This is a genomic window from Embleya sp. NPDC050493 (genome assembly GCF_044458105.1).
Lineage (GTDB): Bacteria > Actinomycetota > Actinomycetes > Streptomycetales > Streptomycetaceae > Embleya.
In genome coordinates, this window is sequence record NZ_JBITHP010000008.1 from 253,463 (window position 1) to 277,913 (window position 24,451).

General features: G+C 70.8%; 26 protein-coding genes. 11 read left to right on the top strand and 15 right to left on the bottom strand.

What is annotated here, in order from left to right:
- Positions 1–158: 158 nt before the first annotated feature.
- The 4 genes from ACIBM5_RS18675 to ACIBM5_RS18690 form a co-directional block, all read right to left on the bottom strand.
- On the bottom strand, positions 159–1,133 hold the full coding sequence (locus ACIBM5_RS18675) for an MSMEG_6728 family protein (protein WP_396007873.1): 975 nt from the start codon (positions 1,131–1,133) through the stop codon (positions 159–161).
- A gap of 200 nt (positions 1,134–1,333) precedes the next feature.
- Positions 1,334–1,627 (bottom strand): DUF2795 domain-containing protein, encoded by a 294-nt coding sequence (locus ACIBM5_RS18680; RefSeq protein ID WP_396007874.1) that lies wholly within the window; start codon positions 1,625–1,627, stop codon positions 1,334–1,336.
- Positions 1,628–1,825: 198 nt separating this feature from the next.
- Positions 1,826–2,629 (bottom strand): sigma-70 family RNA polymerase sigma factor, encoded by an 804-nt coding sequence (locus ACIBM5_RS18685; RefSeq protein WP_396007875.1) that lies wholly within the window; start codon positions 2,627–2,629, stop codon positions 1,826–1,828.
- Between the two features lie 388 nt (positions 2,630–3,017).
- The gene (locus ACIBM5_RS18690) at positions 3,018–4,262 is read right to left on the bottom strand and encodes a PP2C family protein-serine/threonine phosphatase (protein ID WP_396007876.1); all 1,245 of its coding nucleotides are present in this window, start codon (positions 4,260–4,262) and stop codon (positions 3,018–3,020) included.
- 536 nt (positions 4,263–4,798) lie between these two features.
- On the opposite strand from ACIBM5_RS18690, the gene ACIBM5_RS18695 reads away from it, so the two are divergent.
- Together ACIBM5_RS18695 and ACIBM5_RS18700 are read left to right on the top strand one after the other, a co-directional pair.
- Positions 4,799–5,098, top strand: coding sequence for a DUF6342 family protein (locus ACIBM5_RS18695; RefSeq protein WP_331769545.1), 300 nt, complete (start codon positions 4,799–4,801; stop codon positions 5,096–5,098).
- A gap of 400 nt (positions 5,099–5,498) precedes the next feature.
- Positions 5,499–6,596 (top strand): NUDIX hydrolase, encoded by a 1,098-nt coding sequence (locus tag ACIBM5_RS18700; protein WP_396007877.1) that lies wholly within the window; start codon positions 5,499–5,501, stop codon positions 6,594–6,596.
- A gap of 275 nt (positions 6,597–6,871) precedes the next feature.
- Here ACIBM5_RS18700 and ACIBM5_RS18705 read toward each other — a convergent pair whose 3' ends face one another.
- Together ACIBM5_RS18705 and ACIBM5_RS18710 are read right to left on the bottom strand one after the other, a co-directional pair.
- Positions 6,872–7,288: a hypothetical protein gene (locus tag ACIBM5_RS18705; protein WP_396007878.1), complete on the bottom strand. Its 417-nt coding sequence runs from the start codon at positions 7,286–7,288 to the stop codon at positions 6,872–6,874.
- A gap of 612 nt (positions 7,289–7,900) precedes the next feature.
- Positions 7,901–8,278, bottom strand: coding sequence for a DnaJ domain-containing protein (locus ACIBM5_RS18710; protein ID WP_396007879.1), 378 nt, complete (start codon positions 8,276–8,278; stop codon positions 7,901–7,903).
- Between the two features lie 212 nt (positions 8,279–8,490).
- On the opposite strand from ACIBM5_RS18710, the gene ACIBM5_RS18715 reads away from it, so the two are divergent.
- On the top strand, positions 8,491–9,018 hold the full coding sequence (locus ACIBM5_RS18715; RefSeq protein ID WP_396007880.1) for a DUF488 family protein: 528 nt from the start codon (positions 8,491–8,493) through the stop codon (positions 9,016–9,018).
- Positions 9,019–9,228: 210 nt separating this feature from the next.
- On the opposite strand, the gene ACIBM5_RS18720 is transcribed toward ACIBM5_RS18715, so the two are convergent.
- From ACIBM5_RS18720 to ACIBM5_RS18730, 3 genes are all read right to left on the bottom strand, one after another.
- Positions 9,229–9,669 (bottom strand): VOC family protein, encoded by a 441-nt coding sequence (locus tag ACIBM5_RS18720; RefSeq protein WP_396007881.1) that lies wholly within the window; start codon positions 9,667–9,669, stop codon positions 9,229–9,231.
- Positions 9,670–9,832: 163 nt separating this feature from the next.
- Positions 9,833–10,285: a DUF6098 family protein gene (locus ACIBM5_RS18725; RefSeq protein ID WP_396007882.1), complete on the bottom strand. Its 453-nt coding sequence runs from the start codon at positions 10,283–10,285 to the stop codon at positions 9,833–9,835.
- A 169-nt stretch (positions 10,286–10,454) separates the two neighbouring features.
- Positions 10,455–10,907, bottom strand: coding sequence for a YbhB/YbcL family Raf kinase inhibitor-like protein (locus ACIBM5_RS18730; protein WP_396007883.1), 453 nt, complete (start codon positions 10,905–10,907; stop codon positions 10,455–10,457).
- A gap of 292 nt (positions 10,908–11,199) precedes the next feature.
- Here ACIBM5_RS18730 and ACIBM5_RS18735 point away from each other — a divergent pair, with 292 nt between their 5' ends.
- The 5 genes from ACIBM5_RS18735 (at position 11,200) to ACIBM5_RS18755 (ending at position 14,075) form a co-directional block, all read left to right on the top strand.
- Positions 11,200–11,634, top strand: coding sequence for an Hsp20/alpha crystallin family protein (locus tag ACIBM5_RS18735; RefSeq protein WP_396007884.1), 435 nt, complete (start codon positions 11,200–11,202; stop codon positions 11,632–11,634).
- A gap of 113 nt (positions 11,635–11,747) precedes the next feature.
- The gene (locus ACIBM5_RS18740) at positions 11,748–12,143 is read left to right on the top strand and encodes a DUF2267 domain-containing protein (protein ID WP_396007885.1); all 396 of its coding nucleotides are present in this window, start codon (positions 11,748–11,750) and stop codon (positions 12,141–12,143) included.
- Between the two features lie 238 nt (positions 12,144–12,381).
- Positions 12,382–12,888, top strand: a complete 507-nt coding sequence (locus tag ACIBM5_RS18745) for a phosphatase PAP2 family protein (RefSeq protein ID WP_396007886.1) — start codon at positions 12,382–12,384, stop codon at positions 12,886–12,888.
- A gap of 309 nt (positions 12,889–13,197) precedes the next feature.
- Positions 13,198–13,614: a phage holin family protein gene (locus tag ACIBM5_RS18750; protein WP_396007887.1), complete on the top strand. Its 417-nt coding sequence runs from the start codon at positions 13,198–13,200 to the stop codon at positions 13,612–13,614.
- A complete protein-coding gene (locus ACIBM5_RS18755) occupies positions 13,611–14,075 on the top strand; it encodes a DUF3618 domain-containing protein (protein ID WP_396007888.1) in 465 nt (154 codons plus the stop codon). The genes ACIBM5_RS18750 and ACIBM5_RS18755 overlap by 4 nt, the downstream gene beginning before the upstream one ends.
- A 15-nt stretch (positions 14,076–14,090) precedes the next feature.
- Here ACIBM5_RS18755 and ACIBM5_RS18760 read toward each other — a convergent pair whose 3' ends face one another.
- Entirely contained in the window at positions 14,091–15,023 is a 933-nt protein-coding gene (locus ACIBM5_RS18760; RefSeq protein ID WP_396007889.1) for a LysR family transcriptional regulator, read from the bottom strand.
- Positions 15,024–15,389: 366 nt separating this feature from the next.
- Here ACIBM5_RS18760 and ACIBM5_RS18765 point away from each other — a divergent pair, with 366 nt between their 5' ends.
- Positions 15,390–15,629 carry a hypothetical protein gene (locus tag ACIBM5_RS18765; protein WP_396007890.1) on the top strand — a complete coding sequence of 80 codons (240 nt, stop codon included), beginning with the start codon at positions 15,390–15,392 and terminating at the stop codon, positions 15,627–15,629.
- A gap of 37 nt (positions 15,630–15,666) precedes the next feature.
- On the opposite strand, the gene ACIBM5_RS18770 is transcribed toward ACIBM5_RS18765, so the two are convergent.
- Positions 15,667–16,149, bottom strand: coding sequence for a MarR family winged helix-turn-helix transcriptional regulator (locus tag ACIBM5_RS18770; protein ID WP_396007891.1), 483 nt, complete (start codon positions 16,147–16,149; stop codon positions 15,667–15,669).
- A gap of 108 nt (positions 16,150–16,257) precedes the next feature.
- On the opposite strand from ACIBM5_RS18770, the gene ACIBM5_RS18775 reads away from it, so the two are divergent.
- Positions 16,258–17,118, top strand: coding sequence for an alpha/beta fold hydrolase (locus ACIBM5_RS18775; protein ID WP_396007892.1), 861 nt, complete (start codon positions 16,258–16,260; stop codon positions 17,116–17,118).
- A gap of 98 nt (positions 17,119–17,216) precedes the next feature.
- Here the strand turns inward: ACIBM5_RS18775 and ACIBM5_RS18780 are convergent, their stop codons facing one another.
- Both ACIBM5_RS18780 and ACIBM5_RS18785 read right to left on the bottom strand, forming a co-directional pair.
- On the bottom strand, positions 17,217–20,702 hold the full coding sequence (locus ACIBM5_RS18780; protein WP_396007893.1) for a DNA polymerase III subunit alpha: 3,486 nt from the start codon (positions 20,700–20,702) through the stop codon (positions 17,217–17,219).
- 321 nt (positions 20,703–21,023) lie between these two features.
- On the bottom strand, positions 21,024–21,455 hold the full coding sequence (locus ACIBM5_RS18785) for a YidB family protein (protein ID WP_396007894.1): 432 nt from the start codon (positions 21,453–21,455) through the stop codon (positions 21,024–21,026).
- Here ACIBM5_RS18785 and ACIBM5_RS18790 point away from each other — a divergent pair.
- Complete coding sequence (locus ACIBM5_RS18790; protein WP_396007895.1) at positions 21,432–22,274, top strand: DsbA family protein; 843 nt, start codon at positions 21,432–21,434, stop codon at positions 22,272–22,274. The genes ACIBM5_RS18785 and ACIBM5_RS18790 overlap by 24 nt on opposite strands.
- Here the strand turns inward: ACIBM5_RS18790 and ACIBM5_RS18795 are convergent.
- Both ACIBM5_RS18795 and ACIBM5_RS18800 read right to left on the bottom strand, forming a co-directional pair.
- Complete coding sequence (locus tag ACIBM5_RS18795; protein WP_396007896.1) at positions 22,195–23,631, bottom strand: MFS transporter; 1,437 nt, start codon at positions 23,629–23,631, stop codon at positions 22,195–22,197. The two genes, ACIBM5_RS18790 and ACIBM5_RS18795, sit on opposite strands and share 80 nt — an antisense overlap.
- Before the next feature lie 166 nt (positions 23,632–23,797).
- Positions 23,798–24,442 (bottom strand): TetR/AcrR family transcriptional regulator, encoded by a 645-nt coding sequence (locus tag ACIBM5_RS18800; protein ID WP_396007897.1) that lies wholly within the window; start codon positions 24,440–24,442, stop codon positions 23,798–23,800.
- Positions 24,443–24,451: the final 9 nt, after the last annotated feature.

The window sequence follows — 24,451 nt, forward strand, 5'->3', positions numbered from 1 at the left end:
CTACCCGGGAAATGGGTCCTCCAATCACGCCTCGACATCGCCGCCGGTGATCGGCGTGTGGATCGCCGGTGAGGGTCGTAGAGGTGGGCGCCCACGGACGCCGACGCAACGTTCGGCCCGCGTGCGCCCGCCGGTGGGCGCCGTTCGTGGCGTCCGCATCACGTCGGCCGCAGGCGCAGGATCGGTACGCCCTCGGGTCGGGCGACCCGATCCGGAATGTCGACGTGGTCCACGACGAGCAGGCCCGGTCGACCCCACCGGTCGACGATCGGCTGGTCCGGCCGTAGGAAGCGAACGCGTACCGGTGAGCGTGCCTGGGCGCGCATGGCCCGGCGGGTGGCGGCATCCGGGGTGCGGGCGATCGACTTTCGGCCCGCCGCGGTGTCGTCGTCATCGGGGACGGACGCGCCCGACGCGGCTGTGACCGCGTCGGTGTCCGTGGCCCGATCCGCGTCCGGAAGAGGTGCGCCCGTGAACCAGATCGTCGGCCCGGGCCGGGACAGGCCGGCGAGTAGCGCGAGGTCGCGCCCCTGTGCACCGGAGGCGTCCGCCTCGAAGTCGTGGCCTGCGGCGATCGCCTGGAACGCCTCTCGTTCCGGTGTGGTTGCCCGGTCCCGGCCCAGGGCGTGCAGGGCGGGGGTGAACTCGTGCGCGCGTGCGGTCCCGACCGACATCGGCCACCGGGGGTAACGCGGGAGGGGCCAGACGTACGGGAGGTCGGCGGGCGGATCCGGTTCGTATCGTCCCCGGTAGTACTCCTCGTCCTTGGCCACCAGCACGGAGCGGTGGCTCGCGTGGAGGGCCTCCTCGCCCAGCCACGGCGGAAGCAGGCCGTCGCGATACAGATCGGGTCGGTACGGGACGCGTCCACCGGTGAATTCGAGCAGTTGTGCGGACACCGTGTCCCGGAACCCGCGACGGGTCCATTCGGCGCACATCGCCAGCCCGTAGCAGACCAGCGCCGGAACGAATCCCCGCCACATCGCGACCGCCGGATGGTGCTTCCAGCCATAGGTCGGCCACACCAGCGCCCGCAGGATCTGGAAGGTCTCCACCCGCTGCTTGCCGAGCCTGCGGTCGTCGAGTGACCGCGCCGTCGCCTCGAAGCCGGGGACCGGCAGAAACGTCTGCACACGTGCCTCCTTCGCGGGAACCGAGGGTGTGTACCCGCTCCGGCACGGCGAAGCCGGGTCCGGCGCGAACTCCGGTCGACGGTCGGCGAGGTCGGGCGAACCGGAGGCGAGGTCCTCCGGGGCCGTTCCCCCCGGCCGGGAACCGTTCGCGCGAACGGCCTCCCGCCTTTGCGCCGGGTATCGATATCGGGACAAAACGTTCAAAGGACGGCTTCGACTTGGCAGAATCGGCCATACAGTGCCATGCAGACCTGGTTGGGTCCCTCATAGGCGCGCGGAGGCAGGGCCCGCAGGGCCTCGACGATCTCTCGTTCGGCCCGGTTGTGTGCGGCGTGCTCGGCCAGTTGCCCGGGACGGGCCGGATACGAGGCGCCCCTCAAAGCGCACAACACCGCCCCGACCGGAGGCGCTGCCCCTGCGAGGCCTCGAACCTGTACCGACCCATGCGATCGTCGCGCGGACTTGGGCGCGCGGGCTTGTCCGGTCATGATCATCCGACCTCTCGTACCGGCAGATCCGACGATGACCTCTTTTTTTCCCTACCGCCTCCCGGCCGAATCCCACGCGCAGGCGAGCGCCGCATCCGGTGCCGGAAACCGGGTGAGTACCGGTGTCGCCGTGACGGGTGTGGCCGCCGGTTTGCCCTCGGAGGCGCCTTCGCCCTGTCCGGGGGCGGCCGCGGGCACGGGGGTTCAGGTCGGGGCGAGCATGCCCGCGCGCAGGGCGGCGAAGGCCTGGGTGAGCAAACGGGATACGTGCATCTGGGAGAGGCCGAGGGCCTTGCCGATCTCGGCTTGGGTGAGGTCGTCCCAGAAGCGGAGTTTGAGGATGCGCCGGTCGCGTTCGTCCAACGCCGCGATCAGGGGACGCAGTGACTGGAGGTTGTCGACGAGGTCCAGGGCGGGGTCGGACTCCCCGCGCAGGTCGTATCCGGATCCCGGGCGGTCGTCGGGGTTGCCGCCGGGCGGGGGCGCGTCCAGGGAGTCGGCGCGCAGGGCCGCCCCCAGATCCAGGCCCATGCGTACCTCGGTGGTGTCCATGTCGAGGTGGGCGGCGAGTTCGGTGTGGTCGGGTTCGCGCCCGAGTCGGACGGAGAGGTCGTCGCGGGCGCGCACGAGGCGCAGGTACAACTCCTGTTCGCCGCGGCGGGCGTGGACGGCCCAGGTGTGGTCGCGGAAGTAGCGCTTCAACTCGCCGGAGATGGTGGGCATCGCGTAGGCGAGGAACCCGGCGCCGTGGCCGGGGCGGTAGCCGTCGACGGCCTTGATCAGGCCGATCGCGGCGACCTGGCGCAGGTCTTCGCGCAGGTCGGCGCGGTGGGTGTAGCGGTTGCAGGCGTGGGTGACGAGATTGAGGTTGTTCTCGATGATCTCGTTGCGCAGTCGCGCGTGCGCGAACGTGCCCGCTTGCAGGGTGGCGAGGCGGGTGAGGTCTCGGTCGGTGGCCGCGCGCAGGCGGGTGACGTCGGGCTCGGTGTCGGTGCGAGGACCGGTCATGGCTGGGCTGGCCTCCGGGAGTTGTGTGCGCCGGGTGCCGGGGTGCGGACGGGGTCGGACACTGGGGTGGCCCGGGGCGGGGCCACCCTCGATGCCTTCCACGGCCCGGCCCGCCCACACCACCCGTGCCGGGGTGGGCGCTCGCCGGTCACACGAGGGTCGGCGGGGACGCGGCCCTTTACACGGCAGCCCTCGGACGCCGCCGTGTCGCGTTCCCGCCGGCCTCGTGGTCACAGGGACGATGTCAGGGAAACACACATGGATCGGTACTTCTCGGTGGCACGGCCGAGAGGGTGGGCGTCGCATCGAAGGACGCGCGGGGTCGGTCGCCGACGTCCGTCACAAGACGCATCCGAACCGTTGCCCACCTTGGTCGGCGTCGGCCGGGTCACTCGGGGGAGAAGGCGAGATGGCCGGCCGTGCCGCCGCGCCATTCGATCATGAAGAGCGTCGTGTCGTCGCTGGTGCGTCCACCGCGTTGTTGTTTCAGGACGGCGGAGAGCCGGAGTGCGCCGGCGCGCAATCCGCCTTCGACGTCCGCGCACCGGTTGACGCAGTCGATGAGCCGTTCCTCGCCGAACGGCTCTCCCTCGGCGTCTCTTTCCTCGACCACGCCGTCGGTGTAGCACAGCACCCGATCGCCGCGTCGGAGCCGGATCTCGCTCACCACAGGCGGCTCGCCGCCGAGGCCGACCGGCAGGGTGGTCGGGCCCTCCAAACGCTCGATCACCCGGTTTCCACGCATCAACAGGGGAGGGGGATGGCCGGCGTTGACCCAGCGCAGCAAGCCGGTGGTGACATCCAGGGTCACCATCTGCGCGGTGACGAAGTGGTCGATCCCGAACTGTTCGGTGATGGCCCGGTCCATGAACGCGTACATCCGATCCAGCCCGATGTCGGCGCGGCGGGCGTGCCGGTAGGCGCCGATGGCGACCGTTGCCATGGTGGCGGCGTCCAGACCGTGGCCCATCGCGTCGATCACGGCCGCGTGCAGGATGTTGTCGTCGAGGGCGTAGTCGAAGCTGTCGCCGGCGATTCCGTACGCGGGCTCGACGGCCGCGCCCACCGCGACCTGGGGCACGGACATCGTCAGCGGCGGCAACAGGGACCACTGCATCTCCGCGGCCACACTCATCGCCTCGCGGCGCCGGGCCTGGAAGAACAGATCGGTGTAGGCATGCTTGGTGACCAGCATGTCGGCGACCAGACCGGCGAGCCGCCGCAGCAGCCGCCGGTCGTCTTCGTCGACGGTGTCCAGGGTCAGCGCCATCACTCCCACCTCGTCGCTGCCGTCGAGGAGCGGAAGGTACATCCGTACGCCGTCGCTCTGCTCGACCTCCAGCGCCGAGGCACGCAGGAAGGCCGTACCGGCAGGCGAGTCACCGATCTCCTCCGGATCGCCCATCAGCAGTCCGCGGCCCGGCAGCGGCACCAGCAGCTCCCGGGCGTAATCCTGCAACAGGATCGAGACGTCGCGGCCACCGACACCGGCGACCTCCTCCGCGATCAAAGGAGCGATCAACTGCGGCGGCATCTCGTGCGCCCGGTCGAGCAGCTTGCCCAGCAGCCGTTCCCCGAATCCTTCCGAGCGGTCCACCCCGCCCTTCCCGGGCCGCTGGTCACCTTCCGGCACGGTCGCCCCCTCCGTCGTCTTCGCCCACGCGCGTTCCTCGCGCAATCTTCGCCGCCTCCACCCGGCCCGACCCGCCTACGGGCTACCGCTTCCCGGCGGACCACTCCAACGGAGTAACGGGTGTCTGCCGGGCCATGGCGATCGAGCAGGCCGCGGCTCGACCCGACGAGGAACGCCGCGCGAGGTGCCGCCGCCCGTGGGCGTGAGCCGCCGGGGCGGGTGTCGTGGCGGCGCGGGGCGCGGTACGGCCGGCGTGGGGCGCGGTACGGCCGGCGTCCGTATGCGACACGTGTCAATACACGTTGAGTTGACCAAAAAGCAGCCTATATCAAGCAATTGAGCCAAACATGTGCAGTCCGGTACCGCGCGGGAACCCGCATGGGTACGTTCGTGCTCGGCCCGGGAGCGCAACGGCTTTGCCCGGGCCCGGCAAGGCTCTTCACTGGAGGGCGGGCGCGTCCCGTCGGGCTTCGCATGTGGAACGATCGCAGCCCGCGAGAGGGGACACGGCCGCCGGGGACATGAGAGGAAGCCTCATGACGGACATCGATCTCGGACAGGCATCGGACTGGGACGAGGGCGACACCCACGCCCGGATCAAACTGCGGGAGAACCAGGTCTACCCGGGTACGGACAAGAAGGACGTGCTCATCAGCTCGCCGGTGAGCATCGAACTGTCGGTGAACACGAACTACTCCTCCTCCCAGGAGGCGGACAAGATCTACTTCACCACCCACCACGGTTCCGCGAAGAAGATCATCGCGGTCCTCGACTCCGAGGGAAACCTGCACATCCGCGGCAAGGTGTTCACGGACCAGACGGACCTGTCGTACTAGGAAACGACACGTCCGCCCCGAGCCGGCAACACCGAGCGCGACGGCCGGAGCGACCCACCGGGTCGGTCGTCGTCACGCGGCGACCTCGCCGGCGATGAGGCCCGGAAGGGCATGAACCAAGCGAGGGTGTTCCAACGCACCCGAAGGCGCGTGGGGGTGGCGGCAGCAACGCTCGCCGCCACCCCCACCGTCCGCCCTCGTCCCTTCGTGTGTGACGAAGTCGCCTGCGAAAGGCGGGTGTTCGCAGAGTGGATCGATTCCTTGACGGGACGTCCGGTCGGTCCACGGCGAACCCACCCGGGGCGGCAGGGATCGTGTCCCGGGCGAGACAACGAACCGACTCACGAAGGGTCGTCACCTGAAACCCGTCGCCCGCCCCGGAACCGGATGTCCGGTCGACGTGCACGTCCTGCTGCACCGCGGACCGAGACTGCTGCTGCTGCGCCGAAGCCGAAACTCGCCCTACGCACCCGGCCTGCTGTGCCTCCCCTCCGGCAAGGTCGAACCCGGCGAGGACGTCGTCACCGCAGCCGTGCGCGAAGTCGCCGAGGAAACCGGCGTCGTCCTGCACCCCTCCATGCTCCGCTGCGACCTCGTGCTGCAACACCGGCCACCTCGCGGACCGTTGCGGATCGGTTGGTTCTTCACCGCGGAGGGATGGCCCGGCGCACGCCATCCCGACGCACCGGACACCGTACGCAACGCCGAACCGCACAAGCACGACGAACTCGTCTGGGCCGACCCCGACGACCCACCCCACGACCTCGTCGCCTACACCCGGGCCGCCCTGGACGCCATCCGTGCCGGCACCCCCTACGCCCTCCACCTGCAACAACCCCACGACACCGTCCACGACGACGGCCACGCCGCACAACGCCTTGCCGCGATCCGCGCAGCCGACCACGGCAACGAACCGCTGCGCCGTGAACTCGGCCTTCGGGCCGCGCCGAGGATGGGCAGGCCGTGGGTCTGGCACCCGGACGAGCCCGTGCCCGGATCGCTGCGCGTCGCCCAGGCGGCGGGTTGGCTGTTCGCCGACGACGGGCGCATTCTCCTGGTCGCGGACCAGGGCATGCTCGCGCTGCCCGGGGGCGGCACCGAGGACGAGGACACCGACGCGCTGGGGACGTTGACCCGCGAGGCGTACGAGGAGGCCGGCGCCGAGCTGGGCGCGAGCACCTATCTCGGCTATCTCCACGACCACGACGCGCTCATCCACGGCGGCACGCCGGTTGCCCGGGCACGGTACGCGGCCCGACTCGCCCGGCTCGGCCCGGCCCGTGCGGATCCGGCGACCGGCCGGGAATGGCGCCGGTTCCTGGTCGACCCGGCCACCGCCGTCGACCTCCTGGGTTGGGGCCGGGACGGCCTGCGCGAGGCCCGGTCGGCGCAACACCGCGCACACGAGGTCCTCGGCGTACCCATCGCGGGGGACCGGTCGGTCGTCGAGGTTCCGCGCCACCGGGCATCGTCGTGGCCGAAGAAGACCAACGGCTGAGTCGCGCCCTCGTCAGCGCGTGGGCCTCCGGCGATCACCCACGCGAACAATTGGCCCGAGAGCGGGAAGGGTGCGAAGCGACAACGTGATCGGGGTGCCCAGGGCGCGCGGTGGCGGTACCGGTGGCGCGGTGGCGAGCCCGGTGTGGGCGTGAGTGTTCCGGGCGGTCGCGCCACCCGGAACACTCACGTGGCCGGAGCGGTGGTGGGCTCGCTCACCCGGTGAGTCGGGCACCATGCCGGCTCGCCGGTCTCGCGTCCCGGGTCGGGACCGGATCAATACGCGAGCGAGACCTGTGGACCCGTCAGAACGCAATAGACGTAGTGCCCCGGCATGCCGGAGACCGCCGAGAAGTCGACCCGCAGGCTCCAATTGGTCGGCCCGGGAATCGTCGGTGTCGGGCCTGTCGCGAACGGGGTGCTGAGGATCGCCCCAGGGGAGATCGTGCCGGAGGTCTTGGGCAGCGGCCCCATCTCGACGGGTGAATCGGTGTTCAAACCCCCTGCGAATACCACCGGCCCGCCCGCCGAGTCCAGCCTCGCGGTGGTGTAGAGCTGGTTCTGAACGTGGACGGGGACGTTCCAAGTGGTCTGGATCCGGAGTTTGTGGGTCGCGGAGGTCGTCAGGACGCCGGTGATACCGGGATACGAGACGCCCAAGGTCGTGTCGAGGCAGGTGTAGGTCGTGGACACGGGTCCGCCCGCAGAGGCGGTGCCTGCGAAGGCGAGAACAGCGGTGGTCGCCGCCGCCGCGCCGAGCGCGCCGATGGCTCGAAGTCTGGTCGCGAACAAAACGTACCTCCCGCGGGTCGGTGGGGTGCCCCGTGTGTGGGTCATAGCCGAGGTGGATGGGGATACCCCCGACACGGGGTTGATCGTGAATATCGGTCGACGCGTCGCGGTACTGCTCGCCATGACATCGGACAGGTTTCGCCATTGAAGGTTCGATGCCCCGAATAGCGGTTACGCGTTCCGCTGTCGCCGGAGCCAGAGTGAACCAAGTCTCTCGGTGATAGTCAATGCCGATCCGATGTTTCTGTTTTTCCGATCGAACGATGCCGATATCACCGGGCGCCGGCGATCTTCGAACTCCCGACAATCGAAGTCAAGAATTCGATCATGGCAGATCGCGGTGACACGTGTCGGCTATTCGGCGGCCGGACAATGCGCAGCCCCGGCAACCCAGCGATTATGTGGCCTGTTTTCGCCGGAAGGTCGTACACGGAGTCCTGAAGCGCCAGGCATCGCGCACGCCCACTCTGCTGCCTACACGTGGTGTCGCGTCCGCGCCGCTCATTCAGCCGCTCATTCAGGGGTCCACCGCACCGGGCCCGCGCGCAGTAGTGGCGTCCGTGTCCAGGAACGGGACGCGAGACCGTACAGCACAGGGCGTCGATCACCGTCGACGGTGCGGACGAATCCCGGCGCGACGGGTGGCCCGGGCGGGGGCGCGGCCGGGACCGTCGTGTCCCGCACCAGGTGTGCGGTGCGACGCCGGGACTTCCGGAGGGCGTGGTAGGCGGTCAGCACGGCCTGCAACCGCTCACGGGCCTCGGGCCGATCCGGTCGGGAGTCGGGATGCAACGCCCGGACCAGTGCCCTGAACGCGGCCGTGATCTCGACGTCCGACGCGGTCCGCGAAACCCCGAGTACGACATAGGGATCCTGCTGTTCCACTGCCACCGTTCTCATCTCCCGATCGACGAGAAAAGTACGTGCTCACCAACAAGATATGCGGCCTTCACGGCCCACTCAATCCCAGTCGTGCTCTGCCCAGCGGGGGGATCCGGCGACGCCAGGGGTCGGTCGCGCCCCCGGTGTTTCGCGAGGTCCGAAGGGTCTTCGGGGCGGCCCGAACGGGAAGGCCAACCGAGTGAGACGAGTGGGGAGGTCGGATGAGGAACCGCATCTGCACGGTGGGGCATTCGACGCGTGACTTCGGCGAGGTGCTGGACATGTTGCGCAATTACGAGATCACCTGCCTGGTCGACGTGCGCTCGTTCCCCTCCTCGAAAAGATTCCCGCAATGGAGCCGAGAGGCGATCGTCAAGGCTCTTCCTCCCGATATCGGATACCGGTGGATTCCGAAGCTGGGCGGCCGGCGGCACACCCCCAAGGGCGTCCCGAGCGTGAACGGTGCCTGGCGCGTCAAGGCCTTCCGTGACTACGCCGACTACATGGCGGGCGACGACTTCAGGGAAGGGCTCAACGAACTACTCGACCTCGCCGGACACGAACGGCCGGCGATGATGTGCAGCGAGGCCGTGCCGTGGCGCTGCCATCGCAGACTGATCACCGATGCACTGCTTGTCGAGGGCGTGCAGGTGGTGGACATCATGTCGCCCACGACGGCGAGGCCGGCCGTACTGAACCAGCACGCCGTCGTCCGGGACGGACACCTGACCTACCCGCCACAGTCCTGAGACCGGCACGCGCCCGGAGAGCGCGGCCGGGACGGGAGAGGGGTGCCGCGGTTGCGTGGCCACGACCTGGACGACCGTCACCGACCTGGCGGCCGCACCCACGGAGCGAACCGCCGGCCGGGGGGCGCATCCTCCCGCCAGTACCTCGAGACGGTCTCGTGCGCCGCGGTGATCTCGTTCGGCCGGATGGTTCGTTCGGGTTTCTCCGTCTCAGTTCAGTTGCTGGGCCAGTCCGACGATGATGCCCTCCGGGCCGCGGAGATAGCAGAGCAGATAGCTGTCCTCGAACCGGGCGAGCTCACCGACGAGTTCGGCGCCGTGCGGGCGCAGGCGGGCGACGGTGTCCTCGATGTCGTCCACGGCGAACATGACGCGGTGCGTGCCCAGGATGTTGTGCGGCTGGTTGCGCGGCCCCGCGCTGATCGCCGCGGGGCTGCGGTACTTCGCGAGTTCGAGCCGGCTGTGGCCGTCCGGGGTCCGGACCATTGCGATGTCACAGTGGACGCCGTCGAGTCCGGTGCACTGGTCGGCGACCGGGCCCTGGACCTCGGCCCTGCCCTCCAGCTCCATACCGAGTTCCACGAAGAACGCGATGGCGGCATCCAAGTCCTCGACGACGATGCCGACGTTGTCCATCCGCTGAATCCCCACGTCCGTTTCTCCTTCTTCCTCGTGCGGCCGGTGGTGGCCGCTGATGTCCCTGGGACGGAGCCGGTGGCACGTTCTCGACATCCGCAGACCGCCGACTTCGAAAAATTTTGATCGTGCCTCGGCATCGCTGCAGCAGGCCCCCGAGCCAGGTGCCGCCACCGAGTCACGGATGCCGGTCCAGTGGTCCCCAGGGGCCCTGTTGGGCGTCGACCAGTTCGCGCGCCTCGCGCAGGGCCGATCGGCTGATCCAGCCGACGGCCCGCTCCGCGATCACCAGGGGTTCGTTGTCGGGGCCGCGTCCGACGCAGCGCCCGCGCAGCAGCCACGGGCGCACCCCGGGGCCGCGCCGTTTGGGGAGGTGGGCGTAGTCGTACAGGCGCCGGGCCACCCACAGGCGGACGGGGCGTCGGCCCCACCACGGTTCGACGTCCAGTGCGGACGCCGACAGCCCCGGTAGCGGTACACCGGTCAACTCGTCGCGGCTGTGGCCGCCGGCATCCACCTCCGGCCCGCGCGACCAGCGCACGTACAGGTCGCGATGACGCTCGACCAGCGCGGCGATCTCGTCCACTCCCATGAACTCCGCCAGATCCCGGTCCGCGTCCCGCGCTCCCATGAGTGGACTCTCCTTCCGGCCCGGTCCGGCCCGTCGACCGGAACCCGAACCATCCATCAGGACGAGTTCAAACGGCTTGAATGGCGTTGCGACCGCGACCGGGAACGCGGCCGGCCGTGGATCCTTGCTGCTCCGAGTGGGTGGGAGCCGCTCCGCGTGGTGTGCGCGGTCAGCGTTGGTACAGGCCGACGATGGTGCCGCTCGCCAGTTGCCGTTCGTCGACGGCCTGGTGGATGTCGTCGGCCGACGGATCCTCGGGCAGGAATACCGGCTCGGGAAGGGCGTACAACCGGAAGCAGTAGCGGTGTTCGGGGTCGCCGATCGGGGGTTGTGGGCCACCCCAGCCGGCGTCGCCGTAGCCGTTCTTGTGCGGTGTGCCACCGGACGGTGTCTCGCCGGCGTCCACGGAGCCGTCCGTGGGTGCGATCCCGGTGACGAGCCAGTGGACGAACGTCCCGCCGGGGGCGTCCGGGTCCTCGCACAGGAGCACCAACTCCGCGGTGCCGTCCGGTACTCCCGACCAGGTCAGCGGCGGCGACACGTTCTCGCCGTCCTTCGCGTACCTGCGGGCGATGCGGGTGTGGTCCGTGAAAGCGGCGCTTCCGAGCGCGATACCAGCCATGGGCGGTGCGGTACCCGCTTTCCGGCGTGACAACGGTCGACTGGCCCGTTCGGGCGCACACCCCGGGGCCGACGTTCGGGACCGCCAGGCTCGTTTCCACACGGGGATGTGCGGTCGGCGCCCACACGGTGTCCGAGCGGAGCAGACAACCGGCCGTCGGGCGCGGCCCGTCGACGCGCATATCGTCATCCCTTCGATGACATCCTGCTTGTCATCGTTTGGATGACGTGTTACAAAGGTGTCGTACGAAACGGATCGGCGGTTCCCGCCGGACCCGTGGAGGTGTTCCGAGATGTTGATGCGTACCGATCCCTTCCGTGAACTCGATCGGCTCGCCCAGCAGTTGACCGGGATGTCCGGTACCTGGTCCACGCCCTCGGCGATGCCGATGGATGCCTATCGCGAGGGCGGGGAGTACGTGATCGCCCTCGATCTGCCCGGCGTCGCGAAGGACGCGATCGATATCGACGTGGAGCGGAACATGCTCACCGTCAGGGCCGAGCGCCGACCGGTGGCCAAGGCGGACGACGCGCAGATGGAGCTGTCCGAGCGGCCCCTGGGCGTCTTCTCCCGCCAACTGGTCCTGGCCGACACCCTGGACACCGAGCGCATCACGGCCGACTACGAGGCCGGGGTGCTGACGCTGCGCATCCCGATCGCCGAGCGCGCGAAGCCTCGCAGGATCGCCATCGGCGGGGAATCCGAGCGTCGTCGGCTCGAGGGCTGAGGAGTCGGCTCCCCGGCCGCGCGAACGGCGGGGGACGGTATCCACCGCCCCTCGGGTTCCGTCCCCCGCTTGATCATGCCCCGTTCTTCGTGCCACGACATGGAAGGACCGAAGTGGCCATGCGATGGGATGCGTTCATCGACCGGGTACAGGAACGCGGCGAGTACGCCACACCGCGCGAAGCCGAGCGAGCCGCGCGGACCGTGCTGGCGTTGCTCGGCGCGCACCTGGTGGGCGGGGTGCGGGCCGAGTTGGCCGCCCGGCTCCCGGAAACCTTCGCCCTGGTTCTTCTCAACCCGCTGCAGGCCGCGGAACCACTCCCGCCGGAGCGCTTCGTACGGGCCACCGCGGCCTGGATCGAGGGAGCCACCGAACGCACCGCGGCCTGGGACGTCAGTGCCGTCCTGAGCGTGGCCGCCGACGCCGCGGGCGAGGAGCTCACCCGCCGGATCCTGCTTCAACTCCCGCCGGGCTACGACCTGCTCTTCGGCCGCCCCGAACACACCTGAGCGGCCCGGGGCAGGGCTTCGACTCGGGAGGAGAATCGGCCACGCGGCTGCCGCGCGATGGGGACGACCGGCGAGGAGACGCATTCCCGGGCGGGGAGCGAGGCGTGGCCGCAAGGAGGAAGGAGGACTGCCGCGAGAAGGAGTAGGGCGGCGTGCCGGGGACATGCGCATGGTCATGAGGATGCCGTGCGGGTTGGGTGGTGCCGATCGCGTCTGGACCCGGCGGGTGGCGTCGCGGGTGCCTGCGAAGGTGGGCCGGATTCTGTCCGGGGTGGAGGAGGCGGCGGAGAGTTCGAAGTTGTGGTGCGCCGCCGCGGTGGTGATGGCGGCGGTGGGCGGGTCGCGCGGGCGTGTCTCGGCGGCGGCGGGGTTGTCCGCGCTGGTGGTGGCGCAGGTGCTGGCGAACGGCGTGGCCAAGCGTGTGGTCGACCGTCCGCGCCCTCCGAAGGAGTTGATTCCCCACGACGAGGTCGAGGACCGTCCCGATTCCTCCTCGTTCCCCTCGGGGCATACGGCCGCCGCCGTCGCGTTCACCGCCGCCGTCGCCCCGTCATGGCCGCGCGCGGCCGCCGTGTGCGCGCTGCCGGCCGCCATGGTCGCCGCCGAACGAGTGCAATCCGGCGCCCACTATCCCAGCGACGTCGCCGCCGGTGCCGCCATCGGCCTCGCCGGCGCCTGGCTCGTCCGCCACACCCCGCGCATGCTGCTGCGCCGATGGGTTCCGGGGACGGCGTGGTGGGGGTGAGCGCTGAACGCCCGCGGTACGGATCGACCGGGCCGTGGACGTGGGGACGTGTGGACGGGGGCCGGGACTCCGCCCCCCGATCCGTGGCTCGGCGATGAGACGGCCGCCGGTGAGTGACCGGCGGGTTGCGGGGTAGCTGCCGTGCTTGAACGGCATCGACTCCGCGAAACGTAACGCGGAGGCGCCCATTGGGGGTACGACCGGTACTCACCTGGGCCGCCGGGCCGGCGCGGTGATCCGAGGACGAGGCCGTTGGTCGCCATCGCGCTGAAAATTTCCACCAGGCACGAGGAAGAAGGTGAGGATGCCATGAGTACCGTTGGACAGCCGGGCCGCAGCGGCACCGACGAGTCGGTGGGCAGTCTCGTGTCACGAGCGTCGCAGCAAATCTCCGAGTTGGTCCGCGAAGAGATGCAGCTGGCCCGGGCGGAGATGACCCAGAAGGGCAAACGCTTCGGAGTGGGCGGCGGCCTGTTCGGCGGCGCCGGTTTGGTCGGCATCCTGGCCGCGCAGGCCCTCGTCGTCACCGTGATCGCAGCCCTTGCCCTGCTCCTGCCGGTGTGGGCTTCGGCCCTGATCACCGCCGCCCTCTTGGCGGCCGTCGCCGCGGCAATGGCCGCCGCCGGGAAGAAGCAGATCGCCAAGGCCGGCACTCCCGTACCCGAACGGACCATCGACAGCGTCAAGGCCGATGTCGCCGAGATCAAGGAGAAGGCACACCGATGACTCACCAGCCCCAGGACGAGAACTCCGCGCCCACACCCGAACGACTGCGCGAGCAGGTCGAGCACACCCGCGAGGAACTCGGCCGGACGGTGGAGGCGCTGGCAGCCAAGACCGACGTCAAGGCCCAGGCCAAGACGAAGGCGGCCGATATCAAGGAACAAACCGCCGAGAAGGCCACACACGTCACCGACCGGCTCCGGGAGAAGGCGGCGCAGGCCACCGAACTGGTCAAGGACAAGACCCCCGATCCGGTCCTCGACAAGGCGGCGCACGCGGCCACCCACGTTCGCAGCAGTGTGGCCCGCGCCGGACACGTCGCCGCCGAGAAGACTCCCGACCCGGTCCGGGAGAAGGCCGAAACGGCCGCGACCATGGCAAAGGCCAACCGCACCGCTCTGATCGCGGCAGCGGCCGTGTCCGTCGCCTTCGTGCTGCTGCGCCGCAGCCGGAGGCGCCGGTAAGGCACTCGAAGTCGCTTACGGGCGGATCGGGCTCGGCGCTCGGCGCTCGATGTCGACAACGGGTCGGGTCACGGCTTCGCGGAGCAGGTCCCGCAGTTTCAGTGCTGTCGGCAGGGGCGCGGTGGGCAGCGCCACGTGTACGGTCCGGCGCAGGGCCGGGTCGGTGAGGCGGCGCAGGACGAGTTCGTCGGGGACGGCCCGGGCGGCCAGCGAGGGGACCAGTGCCACCCCCAGCCCGGCGGCCGCGTAACCGAACTTCCCGGCCCACTCCGCGACCCGGATGATCTTCCTGGGGCTGAAGCCCGCCCGGCCGCAGGCGTCGGCGAGCATCGTGGGACGGTCTCCGTAGGCGTTCTGGAGCCATGCCGCGTCGTGCAGTTCACGCAGATCGACCGTCTCGGCTCCGGCCAGGCGGTGCCCGCGCGGGAGGGCGACGAACAGCTCGTCCTCGCACAGCACTGTCGTGGTGACGCCGTCGGCCGACGGCAGACCGGACGGGTAGTCGCTGACGACGGCGAGGTCCAGAGTCCCGTCCGCGAGGCGTTCGATCAGTGTGTCGGTCGGCCCTTCGACGGCGACGATCTCGACACTCGGCTCGGCGTCCTGTAGTGCCCGCAGGGCGGTGGGGACGAGCGAGATGTTGGCGGTGGCGAACGCGCCCACGTGCAGCAGGCCGCCGTGTCCGGCGTGCAGCGCGGCCAGTTCCCGCTCCGCCCGCGACAGGCGGTCGAGCACCTCGACGGCGTGGCGGTGCAGTGTACGGCCGGCGGGGTTGAGCCGGACGCCCCGAGGGAGTCGTTCGAACAGCGGTCCACCGGCCCGCTGTTCCAGGGTGGCGATCCGGCGGGACACCGCGGACTGCGTGTAGTTGAGCCGGGCTGCCGCCTTCGTGAACGACCCGCTCTCGGCCACGGTCACGAGCAACCGCAGCGCGTCGATCTCGAACATGTCCGTCCCGCCCGGGTGATCGTCTTCAGGGTCGTCGCCATCTTCCTCGATACATTCCCGGGACGCATGGGTTCCATGAGATCCGGTCGCTGGTGGTATGCCCGGCCTCGCCCTAACGTCGTTCGGGCGGCGGCGCTCGGAGGGGACGGGCGCCACCGCTTCCGCGGTTGCCCACGAGTTCCGGGAAGTCTGAGGCGAAATGTCATGCGTCAGGGCATGGACAGGCTCAATGTTGTTCAGGCGTACGAGAGTTGTGCCCTCGTGAAGGAGGAACGCAGCCTTTCGCGGGGTGTGCGGCGGCTCGTGGTGGGGCCGCCGGGGCCGCATATCGGCCGGTCGCCTGTCGCGGCCGTGGCGATCACGCGGGTGGGGTGGCGTGTTCGCGCACTGGTGATCGCGCTGGTGTTCGTGAGCGTGGCCGGATGTGGAGGTGAGGACGACGAACGCAATCGCGTGACCGACCAATACGCCCGCCAGTCGCGTGCGGCGCTGACCGGGTCCGGCATCCAGCCCACCACCGATCGGTGTGCTCGCATGTGGGGTGCGATACCGAGCACGTCGCACCTGAGCGAGGCGCGATTCCTGCGCACCTGCGTGAACGGGTAGGGCGCACCCGATGGCGGTTGCGTGATGGTGTGGCCGTTCAGTCGACGAGGTGATCGGGCGCGGTCATCGTGTGTCGCATTCGCTCGAGGTACCGGCGCACCGTTGCCACTTCCTCGGCGCTGAATTCCTCCCGCAGGATTCGGGTGGCCTCGTCGATGAGCGGGCCGAACGCGGTGCGTCCCAGGCGCATCGCCTGCGGGGACACCCGAAGCAGTACGCGCCGGCGATCCTCGGGGTCCCGTTCACGGGTGACGTGGCCGAGCCGTTCCAGTCGGTCGATGGCCGATGTGGTTCCCGCCGAGTTCAGGCCGGTCCGCGCCCCGACCCAGCCGGGTGTGGCCCGCACGCCGGCGCGCTCGGCGTCGAGCAGGCAGATGAGCGTCCGCAGATCGGTCGGGTGCATGCCGTTGCGTTCGGCGAATTCCATCTGCCGACGCCCGTATTCGACGGTGACCGCCCGCAACAGGTGGAACACCTCGACGCCGGGGTCGTTCCCCTCGGTTTCGTCCGACTCCCGCATCGGTCCTCCACATCCGTCCACCGGGCAACCCCCGGCGGACATATCTCGTTCGGCGAGACTATCGTTCATCGAGAGAAATCTGAAACGGAGAGACGAGGAGGAGCCCTGATGGACGGTCGGAAACTGTTTCGGCAGGCCTATGACGAAGCACTCTCCACCTGGCCGGCGGCCACCGAGCACCTCACCGTCCCGACGCCCCAAGGTCCCACCCGGGTGTACGCCCTCGGGCCCCGGGACGCTCCGCCGCTGCTCCTGCTTCCCGGCGGCGGCGCCACATCCCTGGTGTGGCGAGACCGTGCCACGGAATGGGCCCGAGAGCACCGGGTCTACGCCGTCGACCTGCTGGGGCAGCCGGGGCGCAGCCGGGTGACGGGCCGCCCCCCACGTACGACGCAGGACCTGTGCCGTTGGCTCGACGCGGTACTCGACGGGCTCGGCGTGGCGCGGTCCGCCCTGGGGGGTCACTCCTACGGTGGGTGGATCGCCCTGCACTACGCCCTGTGGGCGCCGGAGCGTGTGGAGCGACTCGTCCTCGTCGACCCCACCCTGTGCTTCGCGCGTTTTCGGCTCGGCTACCTTCTGCGCGCCCTGCCCGGCCTCGTCCGCCCGACCCCTGCCCGTCGTCGTGCCTTCACCGAGTGGGAGACACGGCGGGCCGGAGCCGAGAACGTCTGGCGCACCCTCGACGCGCTTGCGGCGGCCGTCCCCACCGAACGCCCGGTCATCGGGCCCCGCCCGGCGGCGAAGGCGCTGCGTTCGCTGCGCGTTCCCGTCCTGGTCCTGCTTGCCGAGGCAGGACGCGCGCAGGCCGCGGACGAGGCACTGCGCAACGTGCGTCTGCTGATCCCGCACGCCCGCGCCTCGCTCCTTCCGGGCACCACCCACCACGGCCTGCCACAGGACGTACCGCAGGGCACGGACCAACTGGTGCGCGAGTTCCTGGCCGGCGATCCGACCGTGGATGCCTGACGCTGCGGTGCAATCCGGCGGCGGAGGAGCCGGGTCGGGAGCAACCGCGCGGCCGGGTGGAGGTGTTCCGGGACGAGGAGGAACGCCACACCGTGTCGTCAGCCGGGGCTTCCGGGGCTGCGGTGGCCGTAGCGGGTGAGGTCGGCGGAGCGTTGGCCGGGGGGTTGGAGGTCGGCGTAGGGGTGTTGGAGTGCTCCGGTGCCGTGGACGAGGATGCGCCGTGGTTGGGCGGGGGTGGGGTGTGCGGTGGGGGCGCCGAGGAGGTCGAGGGCGGCCTGGGGGCCGTGGTCGCGGCGGAGGGTGGCGATCTCGTCCAGGTCCCAGGCCATGCTGCCGACGACGGTGCGCCGCCGTCCGCGGACCTGGATCTTGCCCCGTACCAGGAGCAGTCCGGAGTGGAAGACGGTGTGCGCGCAGGCGGGGTGGGAGTCCTCGAAGAAGGCGAGGTCGACGAGGCCGGAGCCGTCCTCCAGGGTGACGAAGATGACGCGTTTGCCGGAGGCGATGGGCGGGGTCTGGGTGGAGGCGCGGACGCCGGCGACCAGGACCTGTCGGCCGGCCGGCTGTTCGGCGAGGTGGGCGGCGTCGACGGCGCCGATCTCGCGGAGCAGTCGGTGGTGGTGTTCCATCAGGTGCCGGGAGAGGTCGATGCCCAGGACGTGGAGTTCCGCGCCGACGGCTTCCCGCATGGTCATCTCCGGTAGGCCGCTGGGGGCGGTGGCGTCGAGTCGGCTGTCGGCGAGGGGCAGTTGGCCGTCGCCGACCCTGCGGGTGCGGCGGTGGAGTTCGGGCAGTTGCAGGAGCAGGTCCCGGCGGGTGAGGCGTCCGTCGTGGAGGCCGTCGAGGGCGCCGATGCGGGCGAGGTGTTCGGCGGTGGGCAGGGCGGGGCGGGCGCGTTGCCACAGGTCGGACAGGGAGGTGTAGGGGCGGCCGGCGTCGATGCGGGCGCATTCCTCGTCGGTGATGCCGCGCACCGCGGACAGCGCCAACCGCACCCCCCACGTGCCGTCGCCGGTCTGCTCGATGGTGTGGCCGGGGCGGGAGTGGTTGACGTCGACGGGCAGGATCGGGACCCGGTGGCGGCGGGCGTCGGCGACGATCACCCGACGCGGCCACATCCCCGGATCGTGCTCGAGGAGCCCGGCGTACAGCGCGGCGGGGTGGTGGGCCTTGAGCCACGCGCTCTGCAACGCGGGCACCGCGAACGCGACCGCGTGCGCGCGGCAGAAGCCGTACGCACCGAAGCTCTCGACGATGCGCCACACCTCCTCGCGCACTTCGGGGGTGTAGCCGCGGGCGGCGGCGTGCGCGTGGAACCAGGTCCGGAGCGAGGGCAGGCGGTCACGGTCGCCGAGCGCGCGGCGGGCGACGTCGGCGAGTGCCAGGTCGCAACCGGTCATGACGGACAGCAGGCCCATGATCTGCTCGTGCCAGATGGTGACGCCGTAGGTGTCGGCGAGGACGGGTTCCAGGTCGGGGTGGGGGTAGGAGGGGGCGGCGCCGTGGCGGGCGGCGATGTACCGCTCGGGCATGCCGCCCGCGACCGGTCCGGGCCGGAAGAGGGAGATGTCGGCGATGACGTCCTGGACGCCGCGCGGTTGCAGGCGGCTGAGCAGGTCCTGTTGTCCGGGGCTCTCGAGCTGGAACATGCCGATGGTGTCGGAGGCCTGGATCAGCTTGAACGCGAAGAAGTCGTCGAGCGGTACCTGGCGCGGGTCGTCGAGGTCGATGTGTTCGCCGGTGGTGCGTTCGACCTCGGCGACCGCGTGCGTCATCGCGGACTGCATCCGCACCCCGAGCACGTCCAACTTGATCAGGCCGAGGGCTTCGACCTCCTCCTTCGCGGCCTGGACCATGGGGAAGGCGTCGCCGGGCGTGGGCTGCACCGGCAGTCGGTCCAGCAGGGTGGCGTCGGTGATGATCACCCCGCAGGGGTGCATCGCCATCCCGCGCGGCAACGCGTCCAATTTCTCGGCCAGTTCGAACAGCGGCCCATATCGCCCCGCCTCGGCCGCCAGCGACCGCAATTCGGGCAACTCGGCCAGCGCGGTGGTGATCCCGCGGGCGCGGATGTGGGGGAAGGATTTGGCGATGCGGTCGATGTCGGGTGCGGCCAGGCCCAGGGCGAGGCCGACGTCGCGCAGCGCGTGGCGGGCCCGGTAGGTCTCCGGCATCGACGTCACCGCGACGCGCTCGCTGCCGAACCGTTCGAAGATCCTGCGGTAGACGTCCAGGCGCCGGGCGGACTCCACGTCGATGTCCACGTCCGGCAGCGACGACCGGCGCTCGGACAGGAACCGTTCGAACAGCAGGCCGTGGTCCAGCGGATTGGCGGTGGCGATGTCCAGCGCGTGGCACACCATCGACCCCGCCCCGGACCCGCGCGCCGCCACTCGCACCCCCATCTCCCGCACGTCCGCGACCACCTGGCCGACCGTGAGGAAGTAGGTGTCCACCCGCAGCCGGCCGATCACCTCCAGCTCCCGCGCCAACCGCCCCATCGCGGCCTCGTCGCGGTCCAGACCGCGGCGGACCATCCCGGCTTGGCAACGCTCGCGCAACACCCGTGCTGCCGACTCGGCCGTGGCACCGACCACGGTCGGCTCGGGGAAGAACGTGCCGCCCAGACCCAGGTCCGCCACCGGATCCACCCGGCACTCGTCGGCGGTGGCCGCGGTCCGCGCGAGCAGTGTTCGAGCGCGGTCGGGCCCGGCCCCGGCGGCGTCCGCGATGCGTGCCGCGGTCGCGGCCATCGCCGCCGGGTCCTTCAACCAGCGCTCGCGCGGATCGAGGTAGTCCGGGCGATGGAAACGGATCGGGCGCAGCAGGCGGGCCGCGTCCAGGACGTCGGCGATCCTGTGCTGGTCGGGATCGGCGTAGCGCACGGCGTTGGTCAACACCGCCGCCACCTTGACCCGGTCGGCCAAGTGCACGGTGCGGGCGGCCAGACGCGGCGAACCCGGCCCGGTTCCCGACGACCCGTGGGACGACCCGTAGGACGACCCGTGGAACGACCCGTGGGACCCGTAGTACAGACACTCCAGGCGCAGCGCGTCGCCGAACAATTCACGCCACGGCGTCAGCAGGTGTTCGGCGGTGTCGGGGCGGCCGTCGGACAGCGCCCTGACCGGTTCCGAGGTCGGGCCGAGCAGCACGGTCAGCCCGGGTCCCGCGTGCTCGCGCAGCGCCGACCACGGCACCTCCGGGGGCCCTTCGACGGTGTGTGCGGCCGAGACCAGGCGGCACAGCCGCGCCCAGCCCTCCCGGTTTCGGGCGAGGAGGGTCACGCGCAGCGGGGGTTGTTCGACGTGGGCTCCACCGCGGACCGGTGTTCGGCGCCGCCGCGCGCGGGGCGTGTCGGGCGCGGCGGGGGCGACGGCGAGGTCGACGCCGAAGATCGGGCGCACGCGGTGGGCCGTGCACGCCTCGGCGAAGCGCACCGCGCCGCCGACGGTGTCGCGGTCCGTCAGCGCCAGCGTGGTCATGCCGCGCTCGGCGGCCCGCGCCACCAGGTCCTCGGGGTGCGAGGCGCCGTACCGGGCCGAGTAGCCCGACGCGACATGCAGGTGCGCAAAACCGTCCACCGCGCACCTCCGTCGGCGTCCACCCCCAAGTCCGAAAACTGCCTCTCATTCGGACAATAGTTCGAACGGACCGACTTCGCCAACCGCCACCCCGTGCGACGGTCAGCGATAGTTGGCCATGGGCAGCGATTGTTGGCCACTCGGCTCGAACATGCCGCGTCCCGCCACCCGTTTGCTCGATGGCGGGACGTTCGCTCTTCGGCCCGCGGCTGCCGGGTTCGCCGCGGTGGCCGTGGCGGAAGCGACGGCGGTTTCGGCGCGATCGGGCAGCCCGGTGCGGCACCTTCCCGGACCCGCGGCCCCTCACGACCGCACGCTCCGTCAGGCGCGCGGGACGGCGTCGAAGATCACCGTGAAGTTGGCCGCGTGGTTCCCGACCTGGTCGGACACCGGGCGGGAGGCGGCGACCACGAGGCGGGCCGTCATCGTGGTGGAGAAATCCACCTCGTCCCGGTCGTGGTCCGGTTCGATGCGGCCGTCGGGGGAGGCGGCGTCGACCAGGCGGGGAAGGTCGACGGCGAGACCCGCCGCGAGATCGCCGGGCGCGCGGCCGACGGATGCGGCGGCCCGGGCGAGTTCGTCCTCCCCGACGAGGTCGGTGATTTGCCCGGCGGTCACGGGCTCGTTGGCGCCGGTGCCGATCCAGGACCGCAACTGCGGCTCCAGCCCGGCGTCCGCCAGGTCCTGCGCCGAGATCGACAAGGTGGTCGGCGCCGGGGCGCTGTCGGTGTGGAACATCGCGGGGTCGGTCATGGACCGGATCCTTCCACCGTCTGGGCGCCGGGGGGATCATCGGCGGTCCCATCCGGACGAGGCGCCCTCCGTGCTGCCGCGGACCGGGGAGGGGGCTCGGCTGACCCTCGCGACCGTGCGCACCCGGGTCGCGGTGTTCCGGCTGCGGCCCGCTGTCCGGACCTCTACGCCGACCCGCGCTGCCCGTTCTGCCGACGCATGGAGGTGGGGCTCGGGCCGGTGTTCCGGCGACTGGCGGACGAGGGCCGGTTCGTCCTGCGGTACCACTTCGCCACCTTCCTGGACGGACGGCTGGGCGGCGAGGGTTCGCAGCGGGCGGTGAACGCCCTGCGCGGCGCGGCGGACGTCGGTCAGGGGGCGTTCCTGGACTACCTGCACGTGCTGTACCCACGGCAGCCGGACGAGGCGACGGACACCTTCGCCGACCCCGATTTCCTGCTGGACGCCGCCGGCGAGGCGCCGGCGCTGCGCGGCGCCGATTTCGACCACGTCGTGCGCCGATTCAGCCACCGGGCCTGGGTGGACCGGGTACAGGCGGACTTCGGCAACTCCGGGGTGACCGGCACCCCGACCGTGCTGCGCGACGACACCCCGCTGACCGTCCTGGACGCCTCGGGCAAGGCACTGCGCCCGAAGGTGTTCCTGGCCCGACTGCACTGGCCGCACACGGTGTCCGACCGGCCTCGTGGGCGCGGCCTCCGGAGAGGGCGCGCCCACGAGGTGTCGGTGGTGGGGGAGGTCAGACACCGATCGGGGCCTTCGGGGCCGGGGCCTCCGTCGCCGACTCCGCGCGGGCGTGCGGGATCAGCGCGGCGGTGACCGAGCCGACGCCGGCGAGGGCGACGCCGACCCACAGCGCCGGGACGAGGCCGTCGACGAAGCTCTGGGGCGAGGCGAAGCCGCCGTTGGAGCTGAACACCGACGCGAGCACCGCCACGCCGAGGACGCCGCCGAGTTCGCGCATCGCGTTGTTGGCGCCGGAGGCGACGCCCTGCTGGTCCGTGCGGACCACGGACATCAGCAGGCTCGCGGTGGGGATGAAGTACAGCGACATGCCCAGCCCGCACAGGATCAGGGCCGGGATCTGCTGCGCGTAGGTGACGTCGGTCGACGCGGTGAGCGCGAACCAGGCCAGACCCGCCGCGCTCAGGGCGAGACCCGCGACGACCAGCGGCCGGCCGCCGATCCGGGCGGACAGCGGGCCGGCGAGCGGGGCGATGACCACGGGCATCATCGTCCACGGCAGGATCCGCAGACCCGCGTCGAGCGGCGAATAGCCCTGGACGCCCTGGAGGTACTGGGTGAGCAGGAAGATCGAGCCGAAGACGCCGGCGAACATGAGCAGCCCGGAGAAGGTCAGGGCGGTGAAGGCGCGGTTGCGGAACATCGTCATGGGCAGCATTGGCTGTGCGGCGCGGCGCTCGTAGCCGACGAAGGCGGCGATCAGGGCGGCACCGACGGCGATCGGGGCGGTGACGCCGACGCTGGACCAGCCGTGGCCCTCACCGCGGACCAGCCCGAAGACGAGGCCGAGCAGGCCGAGGCTGACCAGGACGGTGCCGACCAGGTCGAGGCGGCTGTTGGGGCCGTGGCTCTCGTCGACCTTGCGCAGCGTGAGCGGGACCAGGATGAGGCCGAGCGGGACGTTCAGCCAGAAGATCCACTGCCAGGAGCCGTGTTCGACGACGGCGCCGCCGACCAGCGGGCCCAGGGCCACCGCGAGCCCGTTGATGCCGCCCCACAGTCCCAGGGCCATCGGGCGCTTCTCGGGGGCGACCGCGCGGGTCAGGATGGTGAGACTGAGCGGCAGGATCGCGGCGGCCCCGGCACCCTGGAGGGCGCGGGCGACGATCAGCGTCTCGGAGTTCGGGGCGATCGCGGCGATCGCGGAGGCGACCGTGAAGATCCCGATGCCGGTCGCGAAGATCCGACGGCGGCCGAACCGGTCGCCCAGCGCGGCGCCCAGCATGAGCAGCACCGCGAAGCTGAGGGTGTAGGCGTTCACGGTCCATTCGAGCTCGGATATCCCGGCGTCGAGGTCCTCGCGGATGGACGGCAGCGCGGTGGTGACGACGAGGTTGTCGAGCGAGGCCATGAACAGGGCGAAGCTCGAGGCGAGGAAGGTCCACAGGACGGTGCGCGATCCGGTCGCGGGTCGCGCCTGCTGCTGGCTCATGGGATTCCTTGGGTCGAGGTCCGGATGTAGTGATCGATGACTAACTTTGGCGCGCCGAATTAGTTATTGATTACTAACTATTGCGGGCAGGGCTCTGCCCTCGGCGGCCGGGCGGGCGGAGAGGGCCCGAGAGTGGCGCGGGTGGGGCGGGTGGGGCGGGTCGGGCTCAGTCGGACGGCGCGGGTGCGGGCGCGTCGGGCGTGGGCGGGTCGCCGAACCGCTCGGAGTCCTCGCACAGGTCACAGCGGAGCAACGTGCCATCCGCGGAGAGGATGTCGTCGAAGTACCGCTCACGGGGCAGGTCGAGCGAGGCGACGACGTTGCAGAGCATGCCGCGTGCGAAGAAGTTGGTCAGCTCCTCGCCGTCGACTCCGGTGACCTCACGCGCGAACGTGTCCAGCCGCATCCAGAACCCGCGGATGTCGGACCGCAGTTCGGCGTCCTCGGCCGCGGCGTAGGCCTGCAACTGGATGCGCAGCAGATCGGTGTCGCTGTCGAGGTAGTCGTGGTAGGCGTGTGCCATCGCATGCATCGCCGGGTAGCCGGTGAGGCCTTCGGTGGCACGGCGGAAGCGCTCCTCGACCCGGTCGAAGGCGTACTCCACGGTGGCGAGGAAGAGCGCCTTCTTGTCGTCGAACAGGCGGAACAGGTACGGCTGCGAGACGCCGACGCGCTTCGCGATCGCCGCGGTGGAGGTGCCGTTCAGGCCGCCCTTGGCGAACTCGGTGATCGCGGCGCGGATGACCGCGACACGACGCTCGTCGGCGCTCATCCGGACGGTGCCGGGTGTGCGGCTGGTGGGGGCTGCCATGAGAAGTAA

Bases quoted from the DNA above. Each gene is read 5' to 3' on its own strand.
- ACIBM5_RS18680 (WP_396007874.1), bottom strand. From the start codon at position 1,627: ATGATCATGACCGGACAAGCCCGCGCGCCCAAGTCCGCGCGACGATCG.
- ACIBM5_RS18685 (WP_396007875.1), bottom strand. From the start codon at position 2,629: ATGACCGGTCCTCGCACCGACACCGAGCCCGACGTCACCCGCCTGCGC.
- ACIBM5_RS18695 (WP_331769545.1), top strand. From the start codon at position 4,799: ATGACGGACATCGATCTCGGACAGGCATCGGACTGGGACGAGGGCGAC.
- ACIBM5_RS18715 (WP_396007880.1), top strand. From the start codon at position 8,491: ATGAGGAACCGCATCTGCACGGTGGGGCATTCGACGCGTGACTTCGGC.
- ACIBM5_RS18725 (WP_396007882.1), bottom strand. From the start codon at position 10,285: ATGGGAGCGCGGGACGCGGACCGGGATCTGGCGGAGTTCATGGGAGTG.
- ACIBM5_RS18730 (WP_396007883.1), bottom strand. From the start codon at position 10,907: ATGGCTGGTATCGCGCTCGGAAGCGCCGCTTTCACGGACCACACCCGC.
- ACIBM5_RS18735 (WP_396007884.1), top strand. From the start codon at position 11,200: ATGTTGATGCGTACCGATCCCTTCCGTGAACTCGATCGGCTCGCCCAG.
- ACIBM5_RS18750 (WP_396007887.1), top strand. From the start codon at position 13,198: ATGAGTACCGTTGGACAGCCGGGCCGCAGCGGCACCGACGAGTCGGTG.
- ACIBM5_RS18755 (WP_396007888.1), top strand. From the start codon at position 13,611: ATGACTCACCAGCCCCAGGACGAGAACTCCGCGCCCACACCCGAACGA.
- ACIBM5_RS18760 (WP_396007889.1), bottom strand. From the start codon at position 15,023: ATGTTCGAGATCGACGCGCTGCGGTTGCTCGTGACCGTGGCCGAGAGC.
- ACIBM5_RS18770 (WP_396007891.1), bottom strand. From the start codon at position 16,149: ATGCGGGAGTCGGACGAAACCGAGGGGAACGACCCCGGCGTCGAGGTG.
- ACIBM5_RS18775 (WP_396007892.1), top strand. From the start codon at position 16,258: ATGGACGGTCGGAAACTGTTTCGGCAGGCCTATGACGAAGCACTCTCC.
- ACIBM5_RS18785 (WP_396007894.1), bottom strand. From the start codon at position 21,455: ATGACCGACCCCGCGATGTTCCACACCGACAGCGCCCCGGCGCCGACC.
- ACIBM5_RS18795 (WP_396007896.1), bottom strand. From the start codon at position 23,631: ATGAGCCAGCAGCAGGCGCGACCCGCGACCGGATCGCGCACCGTCCTG.
- ACIBM5_RS18800 (WP_396007897.1), bottom strand. From the start codon at position 24,442: ATGGCAGCCCCCACCAGCCGCACACCCGGCACCGTCCGGATGAGCGCC.